General features: G+C 56.6%; 14 protein-coding genes. 8 read left to right on the top strand and 6 right to left on the bottom strand.

Features of this window, described 5'->3' with window-relative positions; genetic code table 11:
- Window positions 1–69 precede the first annotated feature (69 nt).
- Window positions 70–1,416, bottom strand: coding sequence for a signal recognition particle protein (ffh, locus tag HY067_07515; protein ID MBI3527801.1), 1,347 nt, complete (start codon window positions 1,414–1,416; stop codon window positions 70–72).
- A gap of 80 nt (window positions 1,417–1,496) precedes the next feature.
- Here ffh and ccsA point away from each other — a divergent pair, with 80 nt between their 5' ends.
- The 7 genes from ccsA to HY067_07550 all read left to right on the top strand — a co-directional run bounded on the left by ccsA (window position 1,497) and on the right by HY067_07550 (window position 7,654).
- On the top strand, window positions 1,497–2,291 hold the full coding sequence (gene ccsA, locus HY067_07520) for a cytochrome c biogenesis protein CcsA (GenBank protein MBI3527802.1): 795 nt from the start codon (window positions 1,497–1,499) through the stop codon (window positions 2,289–2,291).
- A 107-nt stretch (window positions 2,292–2,398) separates the two neighbouring features.
- Window positions 2,399–3,667 (top strand): HlyC/CorC family transporter, encoded by a 1,269-nt coding sequence (locus HY067_07525; protein MBI3527803.1) that lies wholly within the window; start codon window positions 2,399–2,401, stop codon window positions 3,665–3,667.
- A gap of 125 nt (window positions 3,668–3,792) precedes the next feature.
- Window positions 3,793–5,016 (top strand): type II secretion system F family protein, encoded by a 1,224-nt coding sequence (locus HY067_07530; GenBank protein ID MBI3527804.1) that lies wholly within the window; start codon window positions 3,793–3,795, stop codon window positions 5,014–5,016.
- 90 nt (window positions 5,017–5,106) lie between these two features.
- Window positions 5,107–5,997, top strand: coding sequence for a prepilin peptidase (locus tag HY067_07535; GenBank protein ID MBI3527805.1), 891 nt, complete (start codon window positions 5,107–5,109; stop codon window positions 5,995–5,997).
- Between the two features lie 5 nt (window positions 5,998–6,002).
- On the top strand, window positions 6,003–6,605 hold the full coding sequence (locus HY067_07540; GenBank protein MBI3527806.1) for a dephospho-CoA kinase: 603 nt from the start codon (window positions 6,003–6,005) through the stop codon (window positions 6,603–6,605).
- A 96-nt stretch (window positions 6,606–6,701) separates the two neighbouring features.
- Window positions 6,702–7,454, top strand: coding sequence for a cell division protein ZapD (gene zapD / locus HY067_07545; GenBank protein ID MBI3527807.1), 753 nt, complete (start codon window positions 6,702–6,704; stop codon window positions 7,452–7,454).
- The gene (locus HY067_07550; GenBank protein MBI3527808.1) at window positions 7,454–7,654 is read left to right on the top strand and encodes a DNA gyrase inhibitor YacG; all 201 of its coding nucleotides are present in this window, start codon (window positions 7,454–7,456) and stop codon (window positions 7,652–7,654) included. The genes zapD and HY067_07550 overlap by 1 nt, the downstream gene beginning before the upstream one ends.
- 2 nt (window positions 7,655–7,656) lie before the next feature.
- Here the strand turns inward: HY067_07550 and HY067_07555 are convergent, their stop codons facing one another.
- The 5 genes from HY067_07555 to HY067_07575 form a co-directional block, all read right to left on the bottom strand.
- A complete protein-coding gene (locus tag HY067_07555; protein ID MBI3527809.1) occupies window positions 7,657–8,595 on the bottom strand; it encodes a Nudix family hydrolase in 939 nt (312 codons plus the stop codon).
- 21 nt (window positions 8,596–8,616) lie between these two features.
- The gene (locus HY067_07560; GenBank protein ID MBI3527810.1) at window positions 8,617–9,513 is read right to left on the bottom strand and encodes an ATP-binding protein; all 897 of its coding nucleotides are present in this window, start codon (window positions 9,511–9,513) and stop codon (window positions 8,617–8,619) included.
- A gap of 6 nt (window positions 9,514–9,519) precedes the next feature.
- Window positions 9,520–10,746, bottom strand: a complete 1,227-nt coding sequence (argJ, locus tag HY067_07565; GenBank protein MBI3527811.1) for a bifunctional glutamate N-acetyltransferase/amino-acid acetyltransferase ArgJ — start codon at window positions 10,744–10,746, stop codon at window positions 9,520–9,522.
- A gap of 60 nt (window positions 10,747–10,806) precedes the next feature.
- On the bottom strand, window positions 10,807–13,530 hold the full coding sequence (gene secA / locus HY067_07570; GenBank protein ID MBI3527812.1) for a preprotein translocase subunit SecA: 2,724 nt from the start codon (window positions 13,528–13,530) through the stop codon (window positions 10,807–10,809).
- Window positions 13,531–13,608: 78 nt separating this feature from the next.
- On the bottom strand, window positions 13,609–14,526 hold the full coding sequence (locus HY067_07575; GenBank protein MBI3527813.1) for a M23 family metallopeptidase: 918 nt from the start codon (window positions 14,524–14,526) through the stop codon (window positions 13,609–13,611).
- Window positions 14,527–14,564: 38 nt separating this feature from the next.
- Here HY067_07575 and HY067_07580 point away from each other — a divergent pair, with 38 nt between their 5' ends.
- Window positions 14,565–14,990 carry a DUF721 domain-containing protein gene (locus tag HY067_07580; protein MBI3527814.1) on the top strand — a complete coding sequence of 142 codons (426 nt, stop codon included), beginning with the start codon at window positions 14,565–14,567 and terminating at the stop codon, window positions 14,988–14,990.
- The last annotated feature ends 19 nt before the right edge of the window (window positions 14,991–15,009 follow it).

Consider the following 15,009-nt stretch of genomic DNA (forward strand, 5'->3'; position numbering starts at 1 on the left):
CTGCGGACTCTACCCGGGTGTTCCTGACTTACGTTAAGACTGCTCGATCGCGCGGACGTTCCTGGCCTGTCAGCGCAAACCGGGAAATCCACCTTTGACCGAGCGCATCATTTTCTGCAATCCGCCCTTGCCTATCATTTTCATCATTTTCTGCATCTGCTCGAACTGATTGAGCAGGCGGTTGACTTCCTGCACCGTTACGCCGGATCCCGTCGCGATGCGGCGCTTGCGGGAGGCCTTGATGATCTCCGGCCTTGCACGTTCCTGAAGTGTCATGGAGTCGATAATCCCGACCGTGCGGCTTATCACACGGTCATCCACGGCGCCTCCCTGAGCCGCTTGTGCCAATTGCGTAGGCAGTTTGTCGATCAGCGCATTCAGGCCGCCCATCTTTTTCATCTGCCGCATCTGGTTCCGGAAATCATCGAGATCGAAGCCTTTTCCGGTCTTGACCTTCTTGGCCAGCTTCTCGGCTTCATCGAGATCGACACTCCGGCGCGCTTCCTCCACCAGCGCCAACACATCCCCCATACCCAGGATGCGCGCCGACAACCGCTCGGGATAAAACGGTTCCAGGCCTGATAGCTTCTCCGATACGCCGACAAATTTGATCGGCCGACCGGTTACCTGACGCACCGACAGCGCCGCGCCGCCGCGCGCATCGCCATCGAGCTTGGTAAGAATGACACCTGTCAACGGCAAGGCTTCCGAAAAAACCTTCGCCACATTGACCGCATCCTGACCCTGCATCGCATCTACCACGAATAATGTTTCGACCGGATCCAGCACTTCGTGCAATCGACGGATCTCCTGCATCATCGCTTCGTCGATGGCCAGGCGACCAGCGGTGTCCACGATCAGCACGTCGTGATAGTGCTTGCGTGCGTAATCCAGTGCGGCGAGCGCTATGTCTTCGGGCTTTTGTGTTGCAGTCGACGCAAACGCGTCAACGCCGACCTGGCGCGCCAGGGTTGCCAGTTGATCGATCGCGGCCGGGCGATACACGTCGCAACTCACTAGCAACACCTTTTTCTTCTGCTCCTCAAGCAGCTTCGCCAGTTTGCCGGCGGTTGTCGTCTTGCCCGCGCCTTGCAGACCCGCCATGAGGATGACCGCGGGCGGAACTGTTGCGAGATTGAGCGCGTCGTTGCGACTGCCCATCAATTCGGTGAGTTCGTGATGGACGACACCGACCAGCGCCTGACCTGGCGTGAGGCTTCCGAGCACCTCCTCTCCAATCGCCTTGTCCTTGATCCGGGCGATGAAATCTTTCACCACCGGAAGCGCGACATCGGCCTCCAGCAACGCAACGCGGACCTCGCGCAGTGCGTCCTGGATATTTGCCTCGGTCAGGCGTGCCTGACCGCGCAGCGTCTTGACGACACCGGCCAGCCGGCTGGTAAGGCTATCGAGCACGCGTGATGATCCCGGAATGTGATTCGGATGCGGATGTTGTAAACTTGGCCACGAGTTTCTCGCCGTGTTCTCGCCGCCCGATGAGCGACATTCTACTTCATCTCCTGGTCAGTCTCGGTTATGTGGGTCTGGCAATTTTCCTATGGCGCGCAGCGCTCACGCCAGCCGATGCGCGGCCGCGGGCATCGTGGGCGCACGCGGCGCTGATCGTGCCGCTGGCCTTGCATGCCGTGTTGCTAGCCCGCGCTGCTTTCGCCGGTGGTGGGCTGTATCTCGGTGTCGGGAATGCCGTTTCAGTGATCATCTGGCTGACGGTGCTCATCTACTGGACGGGCAGCTTCTTCTACAGGCTGGAAGGACTTCAGGTTCTGGTCGTGCCTACTGCAGCGGCACTCTCCCTGCTTCCGCTGGCGTTCCCGCCAGTGCATCCGCTGACCAATACCCACTTGGCCGCGTTCAAGGCCCACCTGGTCATATCGCTGCTGGCGTACAGTCTGTTCACTATTGCTTCATTGCACGTCCTGATGATGGCGATCATGGAGCGACGCCTGCATCGCGGCAACCTTCCGCAGTTCATGCAAAGTCTCCCGCCGCTGCTCACGATGGAACAGATTCTGTTCCAAATCATCTTTGCGGGCTTTGTTCTGCTCACTCTTACGCTGGCCAGCGGCATTCTCTTTTCGGAAGAACTGTTTGGCAAACCCATGCAATTCACTCAAAAGACGGTATTCGGCATTTTGTCCTGGATTATTTTCGGCGCCCTGTTGGCTGGACGTGCGCTCTACGGATGGCGTGGCCGCGTGGCTATGCGCTGGACCCTGGCAGGTTTCCTTTCACTCTTTCTCGCCTATATCGGCAGCAAGTTTGTTCTCTAAATATTACTGCAGCGCTAGCATCGCCGAAGTCTCGCTGCCGCTCGCTTGACACTGCGGTTTTCGCTCCCGATACTGATTTCATATCTACAAGCCGGTGGTGACCGCACTTGGATGAAATTCCTCTCTCTACGCTGCTGATCTCACTGATCGTACTCCTCGTCGTATCCGCATTCTTCTCGATTTCCGAAACCAGCATGATGGCGCTCAATCGCTATCGCCTGAGGCATCTGACCAAGACCGGTCATCGGGGCGCACGCCTTGCTTCGCAGCTTCTTGCCCGGGTGGACAGACTGCTTGGGGTGGTATTGCTCGGCAATACGCTGGTTAATGCGGGCGCTACGACACTTGCCACCGTTATCGCTATTCGCCTGTTCGGCGGGGGCGAGTTGGTGCTGTCGCTGAGCACTGCCACCGTGGCTTTCTTGCTGCTCGTGTTCAGCGAAATCACGCCCAAGGTCATTGGGGCGACGCGACCGGAGACGATCGCTTTTCCCGCAGGTTACATTCTGGCTCCATTGCTCAAACTCGCTTACCCGGTCACTTGGTTCGTCAACCTGTTCGTGCGCGGACTGTTATGGCTGCTGCGCTTGCAGCCGCATTCGAACCAAGCGCATACGTTGAGCATGGAGGAATTGCGCACCCTGATTCTGGAAGGCGGCAATTTTCTGCCGCAAAAGCATCAAAACATTCTGCTGAACCTGTTCGATCTGGAATCGATCACCGTGGAAGACGCGATGACGCCGCGCAATCAGATCGAAGCGGTCGACATCGAATCGTTGCCGGATGAGATCCGCCGCCAGATTGCGACCAGTAACCATACCCGGCTGCCCGTCTACCGCGAACGCCTGGACGACATCATCGGCATCGTGCATGTGCGCAAGGTGCTGAATCTTTCTGAAGGGGAAAACATCAACGCGCAAACCCTTACCGAAGTGCTGCGCGAACCCTACTTCATTCCCATTGGAACGCCGTTGTTGACGCAACTTCAGAATTTCCAGGAACAGCAAGATCGCATGGGTCTCGTTGTGGACGAATACGGAGAACTCAAGGGCTTGCTGACCCTGGAGGACATTCTTGAAGAGATCATCGGAGAATTCACGACCCAATCGCCGCTGCAAACGGGCCGATTCCGGCGGATGGAGGACGGCAGCATCATTGTCGAGGGCGGAACCCTGCTCCGGGACATGAATCGCAAGCTGGGTTACAAATTTCCCCTGGACGGTCCCAAGACCTTGAATGGGCTGATTCTGGAGCACTTTCAGGACATTCCCGAGCCAGGCACCAGCTTGAAACTCGCCGGCTACCCACTTGACGTCCTCCAGATCCAGGATCGCGTGATCAAATCCGTACGCATGCTTCCGCCCGATAAAGACTAAAAATCAGGGCTATTTATCAGATACTTCCATCTTTACTTTAACGACTGGCCAGTGCATTATTCGAGCTGATTAGTGGTCCTTCAAAGTGGCCACTAAACGAAATAGTGACGTGACGAGGTAACGCTATGGCTACCGCAGCGGCAACAAGGGATAGGGTCAAGGAATACACCTTTCTCTGGGAAGGCAAGGACAAGGCCGGCAAGCTGGTCAGAGGCGACATGCGAGCCGGTGGCGAACATGTGGTCCTGTCCCAGCTGCGCCGGCAAGGTATTGCGGTTCTCAAGGTCAAACGCAAGAGAGGGGGCATTGGCGGCAAGGTAACGCAAAAAGACATTACTCTGTTTACCCGCCAACTGGCCACCATGATGAAGGCCGGCGTACCACTGCTCCAGTCGTTCGACATCGTCGGCAAGGGCCACTCCAATCCTGCAGTCGGAAAGTTGCTCATGGATATCAAGAACGAAGTCGAAACGGGCAATAGTCTGAACGTTGCCTTTCGCAAATATCCACTGTATTTCGACGCTTTGTACTGCAACCTTGTGGGTGCTGGCGAGCAGGCCGGTATACTTGACAGCCTGCTCGATCGCCTGGCCACCTACAAAGAAAAGATCCTGGCGATCAAGGGCAAAATCAAGGCGGCGCTGTTCTACCCGATTTCGATCATCGTGGTGGCCTTCATCATCACGGCGATCATTATGATTTTCGTGATTCCGGCATTCAAGGATCTGTTCTCCAGTTTCGGCGCCAATCTTCCGGCACCGACCCTGTTCGTGATGGCGATCTCGGACTTCTTTGTCCAGTGGTGGTGGGCCATCTTTGGTGGCGTCGGGTTCGGTGTGTGGTTTTTCTTCTACACATGGAAACGATCAGTGAAGATGCAAAATGCATTGGATCGATGGTTCCTGAAGATACCCATATTTGGCCCGCTAATCCGCAAAGCCACGATTGCCCGCTGGACGCGAACTCTGTCGACCATGTTCGCAGCCGGCGTACCACTGGTGGAGGCGCTGGATTCGGTCGCGGGCGCTGCCGGCAATTACGTCTACTACGTGGCAACCAAGAAAATTCAGCAAGAGGTCAGCGCGGGTATAAGCCTGACCGTCGCGATGACCAATACCAATGTGTTCCCGAACATGGTTCTGCAGATGGTGTCCATCGGTGAAGAATCCGGCTCGCTGGACGGAATGCTGGGCAAGGTTGCCGACTTCTTCGAACAGGAAGTCGACGACGCCGTGGACGCGCTTTCCAGCCTGATGGAGCCGATGATCATGGTCGTGCTGGGGGTATTGATCGGTGGGATGGTCATCGCCATGTACCTTCCGATCTTCAAGATGGGTCAAGCGGTATAAATTTTTCGCTCATATGGTCGCGCGCCCGATGATCTCGGGCGCTTTTTTTATCGGCGGGAGTTGACACGTAGGGCGCGCAAATCCTCAGTTATGTCGCTCATCCAGGTACTGCAGAATCAAGCCGTGACGCTCGCCGCAGTATGCGGGCTGGTGGGGCTCATCGTCGGCAGTTTCCTCAACGTCGTCATCCATCGGCTACCAAAAATGCTGGAGCGGGACTGGGACGGCCAGGCGGCGGATCTGCTCGAACAGAAAGACCTGGTTGAAGTGGCGAAGAAACTGCGCGTCGGCAACGCGCAGCGCTACAACCTGATGACGCCGGCTTCGAATTGCCCACACTGCGGTCATAGTATCCGGGCCTACGAGAACATACCCATCGTCAGCTATGTATTCCTGCGCGGGCGCTGCGCGTCGTGCAAGTCGCCGATAAGCATCCGCTACCCCATCGTCGAGGCGATAAGCGGCATCCTTTCCGCATATATAGGCTGGCGATTCGGATTGACACTGGCGATGGCGGGGGCCCTTGTCTTCGCCTGGGCTCTCATCGCGCTCACCGTAATCGATATCGATACTCAGCTGCTGCCGGACGACATCACGCTGCCGTTGCTGTGGTTGGGCCTGCTTGTCAACCTGAACAACGGTTTTACGCCGCTCTCGTCAGCCGTGATCGGCGCGATCGCGGGCTATCTTTCACTCTGGGCAGTGTATTGGCTGTTCAAACTCACCACCGGGAAGGAAGGCATGGGCTACGGCGATTTCAAACTGCTTGGCGCTATAGGCGCCTGGCTCGGATGGAAGATGTTGCCCATCGTGATATTGCTGTCCTCGCTGGTGGGCGCAGTCGTCGGCATCGCTTTGATCGTATTCACTCGGCACGGCCGCAATACGCCAATTCCATTTGGACCCTATCTTGCCGCCGCCGGACTGATTGCCTTGTTCTGGGGCGAAACGATCAACCGGACCTACTTGCAGCTGTTCTGAGCATGGTGTTCGCTGTCGGCCTGACTGGTGGAATCGGCTCGGGCAAGACGACTGTAGCTGAATTGTTTGTGTTATACGGAGCCGGATTGGTGGACACGGATAAGATCTCCCGTCGCCTGACTGCACCGGGCCAGCCGGCGATCGCAGAGATTGCCCGCAGGTTCGGGCCGCGGTTTGTCGCTGCGGACGGCAGCCTAGACAGGGCGCAGATGCGCAATCTTGTATTCGCAGACCCGTCAGCCCGGAAAGATCTGGAAGCGATTCTGCATCCCTTGATTCGGCAGGAGAGCACAAGGCAGATCCGGGAGTCGACAGCACCGTACGTCATCGTCGTGGTACCGCTGCTGTTCGAAACCGGCACCTATCGGCGCGGGATGGGCCGCATACTGGTGGTGGATTGCCAACCGGAAATCCAGGTTTCCAGGGTGATGGCGCGAAGCGGACTTTCGCGTGATCGGGTCCTTTCAATCATTGCCTCACAGGTTTCCAGACAGGAGCGACTGCGCAGGGCCGACGACGTTATTCACAATGATGGCGACCTCGATGCGCTGCAAGCACAGGTGGTCCCGCTGCATCTTCGATATCTCGGGCTTGCGACAAGTGGCTGATCCACATTGGTTCGAAGAGCCAACAGCGGCCAGCGGCTTTATTTTTCTGGTCTTTTCGGCAATACTTGCCCCAACTCCGGTGGCCGCCCCCACATTGTGATCAGCTACGAGTTCCCGCTCAACGAGAGGATTCGCACCCTGCTGCGCCTGGAGGATTTGTACCAGCGCGCGCAGTACTTCGCCTTGAAAAACGACCCCGAAGAACACCATGTCGCGCTTACGTCGTTGTTCGAGATTCTCGATGTCGGCGGCCGGGCCGATCTCAAATCGGAGTTGATGCAGGTACTCGAGCGACAGAAGCAGCACCTCGATGCCCTGCGCAATAATCCGGCGATTTCCCAGGAAGCGCTGGCTACGGTACTGGCCGAGATCGAGAAGGCGGTTTCCGATCTGTTCCTTTCGTCCGGAAAGACCGGCCAGGAACTGCGCGAGAACGAATGGCTGATGGGGATCAAACAACGTTCCGCGATTCCGGGAGGTGTCTGCGAGTTCGATCTGCCCTCCTATCATTTCTGGCTTAACCAGAGCGCCGAGGTGCGCCGCCTCGATCTTGACGAATGGCTGGCCCCGTTCCTGCCGATCCGCAACGGCGTGCAGATCATACTGAAGCTGCTCAGGGAGAGCGGCAAGACCACCAGTCGTGTAGCGCATCAAGGCGTGTATCAACAGACAATGGCAGGAAGGCTCGCGCAGATGCTCCGCATTCGACTCGATAGCAATTACGATTGCGTCCCCGAGATCAGCGCCAACAAATATGCACTCAATGTACGCTTCACGACTGCGATCGGCACGCAGCGTCGTACCAGTATCGACGACGTCAACTTCGAGCTTACCTTCTGCAACTTGTGATGCCAACCGCCTTCAAGGAAGCGCGCAAGGGGCATTGCCCACAATGTAACGCCACAATACGGTGGAGCACCGACAATCCCTATCGACCTTTCTGTTCTGAACGCTGCAAACTCATCGACTTCGGTCAGTGGGCCACTGGCTCCTACCGCATTCCCCAGGAAAAGCCGGATACCGGCCAGACCGACGACGAGGAGCTATAACCCTATCCCCACTCCCACGCGCCTCGCACCATGGCGACACCATGTGCCCCGCATCTGCGCGCCGCATCGAGATTTACAGCCCGCATTCCTCCAAGAGCGAATACCGGCAAAGAATAGTCCCGAACCAGATCTGCGAATTTATTCCATCCGATTTCTGGCGAGCCGGCGTGGCCGGGCGTGAAATGAACCGGGCCGAGCAGCACGAAGTCCAGTGCTAACTCACGCGCCCTTTCTAATTCGACAGTGTCGTGGCATGAGGCGCTGCACCACTCGACTTCAGGGCGTGATTTTGCAGCCATCAACTCGCGTGACGGCAAGTGTAACCCCGCGCCGAGCATCGTTGCGAGTTGAACATCGCTATTAACCACTACGATGCCGCCAACTGCGCGCACCTCCCGCATGACTTGCGCTGCGAAAATCTTGCGGGCAGCGGGATCTAGATTTTTCTCCCTGACTTGCACCAACCGTAATCCGCGCTCGAGCGCGAGGCGAAGTTGCGCCAGAGCCACATCGATACCCGATTCCCATGCGCGAGTAATTCCCAGACTGGTGGGCAAGGACAATGCCTTAAGAACTGGGGCATTGGCCGGAAGCATGGGTGAAACCATAATTTCGGTACTTCGCTGCCAGGAAAGGGCCTGTCTCTCGTGGGGATGCGGTTCTCCGCGCCAGCGCACCACGCGGTGAAAATGCAACCGTACCGTTGCATGCGGATAGGGATAGACACGAGTAATCCAGGGGTAGGCGAGCTCGACGTCAATACCGAGCTCTTCGCGTAATTCTCGATCGAGCGCATGGGTGATCGGCTCACCTGACTCGACCTTGCCACCAGGAAATTCCCAATACCCTGCATAGACTTTGCCGGGCGGACGTTGTGCCAGAAGGAAGCTACCATCGGGGCGCTCAATTACTGCGGCCGCGACATCCAGCACGCGTTGCATCATGGGATAGCCAATGGCCGATCAGGATGTTTTGCGAGAGGGGCCGGATGTTATTCCATGGCGACCCGCCCAGTCGCGCGCAAAATGCCAGGCGACACGGCCGCTACGCGAACCGCGCGTCAGCGCCCATTGCAGTGCCTCGTTGCGGGCTTTGGCGCCCCTCTCCCGCTCCGGAACTCCCAGCTCGCCGAGCCAATAGTCGACGATAGTCAGGTATTCATCCTGGTCGAAGGGATAGAAGGATACCCACAGACCGAAACGTTCCGACAGGGATATTTTTTCCTCCACCGTTTCCCCCGGATGGATCTCCTCGCCAAAATACTTGGTCTCCAGATTTTCCTGCATGAATTCGGGCATCAGGTGGCGTCTGTTGGACGTCGCATAGATAAGCAGATTTTCCGAAGTTGCAGAAATCGATCCGTCCAAAATCACCTTCAACGCCTTGTATCCCGGCTCGTCGGCATCGAACGAGAGGTCGTCGCAAAACAAAATGAATTTGTGTGGAACATCGGCAATCAGATCGACGATGTCGGGAAGATCCACCAGATCCTGCTTGTCCACTTCGATCAGGCGCAAGCCCTTCGACGAAAATTTGTTCAGCAGCGCCTTTACCAGTGATGACTTCCCCGTACCGCGCGCACCGGTCAGCAAAACGTTGTTGGCCGTAAGTCCTTCGATGAATTGGCGGGTGTTCTGCTCGATCAGCTTTATCTGATCGTCTATCCCCTGCAGGTCCGATAGTCGAATCTTGTGCGGATGCGCCACCGATTGAAGAAAACCCGCGTTTCCACGCTTGCGCCAGCGGTAGGCCAGACCTTTCTTCCAGTCGAGCGCCGAGCGTGCCTGCGGTAGGGTTGCTTCAAAGCGCCCGAGCACCTGCTCGACGCGACTGATCAGACGTTCAAGGTCGCTGCTCATCGATGGTTAACTGCGATAATCGGCGTTGATACTCACATAGTCATGGGAAAGATCGCAGGTCCAGACCGTGCCGGATGAAGCGCCGCGGTTCAATCCTACCCGTACGGTGATCTCATCCTGCTTCATCACGCGCTGGCCGTCTTCCTCGCGGTAGCTTGGGGCGCGTCCTCCGGACTTCGCCACCATTACATCGCCAAGATGGAGGTCCACTTTCGAAACGTCGAGGTCATCGATCCCGGCATAGCCAATAGCCGCAAGAATGCGCCCGAGATTCGGGTCGGAAGCAAAGAATGCCGTTTTGACCAGAGGCGAATGGGCGATGGCATAGCCGACTTTCCGACATTCGGTTTCATTCATTCCTCCTTCGATGTGGATGGTAATAAACTTGGTCGCACCCTCTCCATCTCGGACGAGCGCTTGCGCAAGTACAGATGCAACCTCGGTTACCGCGTCGAGGAATAACTTGAATTCAACGGAGTCAGATTTGGAGATTTCCGGAGCCCCGCCTTGTCCGGTGGCAGCTACGATCAAGGCATCATTCGTAGAAGTGTCGCCATCCACGGTCACGCAGTTGAAAGTCCGGTCTGCTGCATATGTGGTCGCTTGCTGCAGCAGCTTCTGTTCCACCAACGCGTCCGTGGCGATGAATCCGAGCATCGTCGCCATGTTGGGACGAATCATTCCCGAACCCTTTGCGATACCAGTGACTGCAATCGAATGGCCGCCGATGTCGACTCGCGTGGAACACGCCTTTGCCATTGTGTCGGTAGTCATGATGGCGATCGCGGCGTCAGCCCAGTTGTTTTCACCGAGCCCGGCAATGCAACGCGGCAGCCCGGCAGCAATGCGATCGACCGGCAGCGGTTCCATGATGACGCCCGTGGAAAAGGGTAATACCTGCTCCGGTCCGCAATCGAGCAACTTCGACACGTCGGCGCATGTCTGCTTTGCCCGTGCAAAGCCATCTTCGCCGGTGCCGGCATTGGCGCAACCCGTATTCACTATCAGCGCGCGGATGCTGCCGCCCTGCAAATGCGCCTTGGCCACGATAACGGGCGCGGCGCAAAATCGGTTACGTGTAAAGACGCCGGCGACTCTCGTTCCAGCCGCAAGCGTCATCAGCAACAAATCCTTGCGATCGGCTTTGCTTACTCCGGCCTCGGTTACGCCGAGTCGAACTCCTTTGATCGCCAGCAGCGCGGACGGATCGGGGGCTATGAGATTTACCGCCATTCGAAAGTCTCTGCGCTTCTTTTCATGAGGCAAGTAGTGTCCGCGCGTATGGCTCCGAAATCAGCCGAGCTTGCCGTGGCATTGTTTGTATTTCTTCCCGGAACCGCAGGGGCATGGATCGTTACGCCCTACCTTCTGACCGCGAACGAAGGGCTGCACTTTCACATCGGCGTTCGCCTTCTCGAGCGCTTCGTCATGATCGGTGTTCTGGTGATACTGCACATTTTTTAGTTCCGTCTGTTGCTGCTTTTCGACCACCGCCTGCACCTCTTCCGCCGTGGGGATCTGCACGATCATCAATTGACGGGTTACTTCCGTGCGTACGGTATCCAGCATCAGCGAGAACAACTCGAAGGCTTCACGCTTGTACTCCTGCTTCGGGTTTTTCTGTGCATAGCCGCGCAGATGAATGCCTTGCCGCAAATGATCGAGCGCCGCCAAATGCTCGCGCCAGTGGCTGTCGAGGAAATTGAGCATTATGTCCCGCTCGTATTCGCGCACCCTTTTTTGATCATCCACGCGGGAAAATTTTTCCTCGTAATGTGCATTAGCGGTCTCGATGATGCGAGCACGCAGATGTTCCTCATCGAGATTCTCTTCCTGCTTGAGCCACTCCTGAAGTGGAAGTCGCAGACCGAACTCACCGGCAAGGGTTTTCTCCAGGGCGGGCACGTCCCATTGCTCCTCGACGCTGCCCAGCGGAATATGCTGCGAGGTCAGCGCGTCAACCGTTCCTTCGCGCATCGAGCGGATCGTGTCGGAGATATCCGTCGCTTCCAGCAATTCGTTGCGCTGCTGATAGATGACCTTGCGCTGATCGTTTGCGACGTCGTCGTATTCGAGCAACTGCTTGCGGATATCGAAGTTGCGTGCTTCCACTTTTCTCTGCGCGTTCTCAATTGCACGCGTAACCCAGGGGTGCTCGATCGCCTCGCCCTCGGGCATCTTGAGGCGATCCATGATGGCTGCCACGCGATCCGAGGCAAAAATGCGCAGCAATGGGTCTTCGAGGGAAAGATAGAAACGACTCGAGCCCGGGTCCCCTTGGCGCCCGGATCGGCCTCGCAACTGGTTATCGACGCGCCGGGATTCGTGGCGTTCGGTTCCGACAATATGAAGCCCCCCCGCACGAATGACCTGCTCGTGCAGCTTTTGCCACTGGGCACGCATCTCGGACACTCGCGCATCTTTGTCCTGATCCGAAATGGTCGAATCATTGCGGATCTTGTTGATGTCGGGCTCCGGATTTCCACCCAGCACAATGTCGGTACCCCTACCTGCCATGTTCGTCGCGATAGTGACCATTTTTGGTCTGCCTGCCTGGGCAATAATCTCTGCCTCGCGTGCGTGTTGTTTCGCGTTCAGAACCTGATGCGCCAGCTTCTCTTTCTCAAGCAACTTGGCCAGCAGCTCGGAATTCTCGATCGAAGTCGTGCCGACCAGAACCGGCTGGCCGCTCTGATGGCAAGCTCTGATGTCGTTGATCACCGCGTTGTATTTCTCCTGCGCAGTGCGGTAGACCTGATCGAGGCGGTCTTCGCGGATCATCGGCATGTGTGTCGGCATGATGACTGTTTCCAGCCCGTAGATCTGCTGGAATTCGTAGGCTTCGGTATCCGCCGTTCCGGTCATTCCCGCAAGCTTGCGGTACATGCGGAAATAATTCTGGTAGGTAATCGAGGCTAACGTTTGATTTTCCCGTTGTATGCGCACGCCTTCCTTGGCCTCTATCGCCTGGTGTAGTCCATCCGACCAACGACGTCCAGGCGTCAAACGGCCGGTAAATTCGTCGACAATGACGATCTCATCATTTTGCGCCACGTAGTGCTGGTCGCGATGGAACAGTGAGTTTGCGCGCAGTGCCGCGTACAAGTGATGCATCAGATTGATGTTGGCCGCGTCGTAGAGGCTGCCGTTTTCTGGCAATAAACCGGCGCGAGTCATCAGTTCTTCGGCGCGCTCGTGGCCGACTTCCGTGAGCAACACCTGGTGGGCTTTTTCGTCCACGGTGAAATCGCCCGGGCCATTTTCCTCTTTGACGCGGGTCAAGTTCGGCACGATTTCGTTCATGCGGTAGTACAGTTCGGTACTGTCTTCGGCTTGGCCGGAGATGATCAGCGGTGTTCTCGCCTCATCGATCAGAATCGAGTCCACCTCGTCGACGATCGCAAAAGACAATCCACGCTGTACACGTTCGGATGCCTGAAACACCATGTTGTCACGCAAATAATCGAATCCGAACTCGCTATTGGTGCCGTAAGTGATGTCGGCGGCATAGGCCTGCTGCTTCAGACCATGCTCCATTTGCGAGAGGTTCACACCAACGGACAAGCCGAGAAAACGATATAACCTCCCCATCCATTCCGCGTCACGACTTGCGAGGTAATCGTTGACCGTCACGACATGCACGCCCTTTTCTGCAAGCGTGTTCAGATAGGCCGGCAACGTGGCAACGAGCGTCTTTCCTTCTCCCGTGCGCATTTCCGCGATTTTGCCGTTATGGAGCGCAAGGCCGCCCAGCAGCTGCTCGTCGAAATGACGCATGTTCAGAACACGCCGGCTGGCTTCCCGCACGGTTGCGAATGCGTCGACCAGCAGATCATCCAGCGTTTGACCGTTGCTTGCGCGCTGCCGGAGGACTTCCGTGCGTGCGCGCAAATCCGTGTCGCTCAGCTTTTGCATCTGTGGCTCGAGCGCATTGATGGCATGCACTGCATGCGAATACATCCGCAACAGACGATCGTTGCGACTACCGAATATTTTTTTTAGAAGACTATTGATCATTGCTCTGGATGTCCTTAAAGCAAGAGGGGTGGGGACGCCTGCCCCCACCCCTCTGCTGGAATGCTAGTATGTTTCAGTTCAGCCCGGCACCTGAAGGAAGCGAGCGGGATTCTGTGGCGCTCCCCATTGACGCACTTCGAAGTGCAGATGCGTCCCTGTCGAACGGCCAGTGTTACCGACCTCGGCAATCTTCTGACCACGCAGCACCACGTCTCCGACCTTCGCGATGAGCTTCGATGCGTGAGCGTAGCGTGTAATCAAGCCGTTGCCATGATCTATCTCTATCATATTACCATACTGAGGATGAGGGTCCGCGTAGACCACTACACCTCCGGCGGCAGCGGTGATCGCCGCACCTTCTGCGGCCATGAAATCCATGCCTTCATGAAACGCATTCCATCCGGTGAACGGATCGATACGCCACCCAAAATTGGAAGAGTACCATCCGGTAGACACTGGCAGTTGCGTCGGCAGCAACTGCTTTTTTGCGTGAGATAATGTCATCATCGATTCAAGCACGCCAAGCTTGTCGGTGCGGTCGTCGACCTGAATGGCAAGATGATCCACCTTGTCGACCAGTTCGCTCATTGAAAGCTCTTGGGGAGGAATCGAAGAAACCGCACCACCCCGCCCCGGAACCTGATCGAACATGAACTCTTGCGGCTTGATGCCCGCGAGTTTTGTCAGGCGCTCCCCAAGCGTGTCTAGGCGCAGTAACTTGGCTTGCATCTCGCCAAGCCTGGCCGCCATGGTATTGAGGCTCTCACGCAGATACGACTGAGTCTTCCGCGTTTGTTCGGCCTGCACTGCTTCCAGCAACGACTGGAGGTAAGGGCTCTGATTGGTCACCGCATAGCGCAGCGAGAAATAGTTGAGCATTACGGCAAGGGATACAATCATCAGGCACATGAGCAACCCCAGAAATACAACCTGGGGCGTACTCAGCGTGAAGCTGCGCGCCTGTGACAATTTGTTGGAAACCAGAATAATATTCATCCGTTCCCCCTTACTAGACCTTCGTATTGACCAGCCCTATGTCCGAGAAACGCGTCGGCTTGCTAATCGACACACTTCCTGAATTGCAGGCCCTTAATCGGGAAATTCGGCAACTGGTGGCCCTGCAAAGCATTTTGGCGAAAGTACTGCCCGACAATCTGGCCCCTTTTGTGACTGTGGCTTCGATGAATGCCGGTGAATTGAACCTGTTCGCTGATAACGGCCCGGTCGCCGCCAAGTTAAGGCAGATGACCCCGCGAATGCTGACCTCTTTGCGACAGCGGGGATATGAGATTACTGGAATTCGCCTACAAGTGCAAGTAGGTATCCGCGATAACCCATTGCCACAAAAACAGATTTCCCTCAGTATCGAGGCTCGCAACGTGATTGACTCGCTAACAGATCGTCTAGACGCTTCCCCTTTGAAGTCGGCACTAAAACGTCTTAGCCGTCAGGGCTCATAGCTTAGATGGCGATCGCAAA

The organism is Betaproteobacteria bacterium, from assembly GCA_016194905.1.
Classification (GTDB): Bacteria; Pseudomonadota; Gammaproteobacteria; order Burkholderiales; family JACQAP01; genus JACQAP01.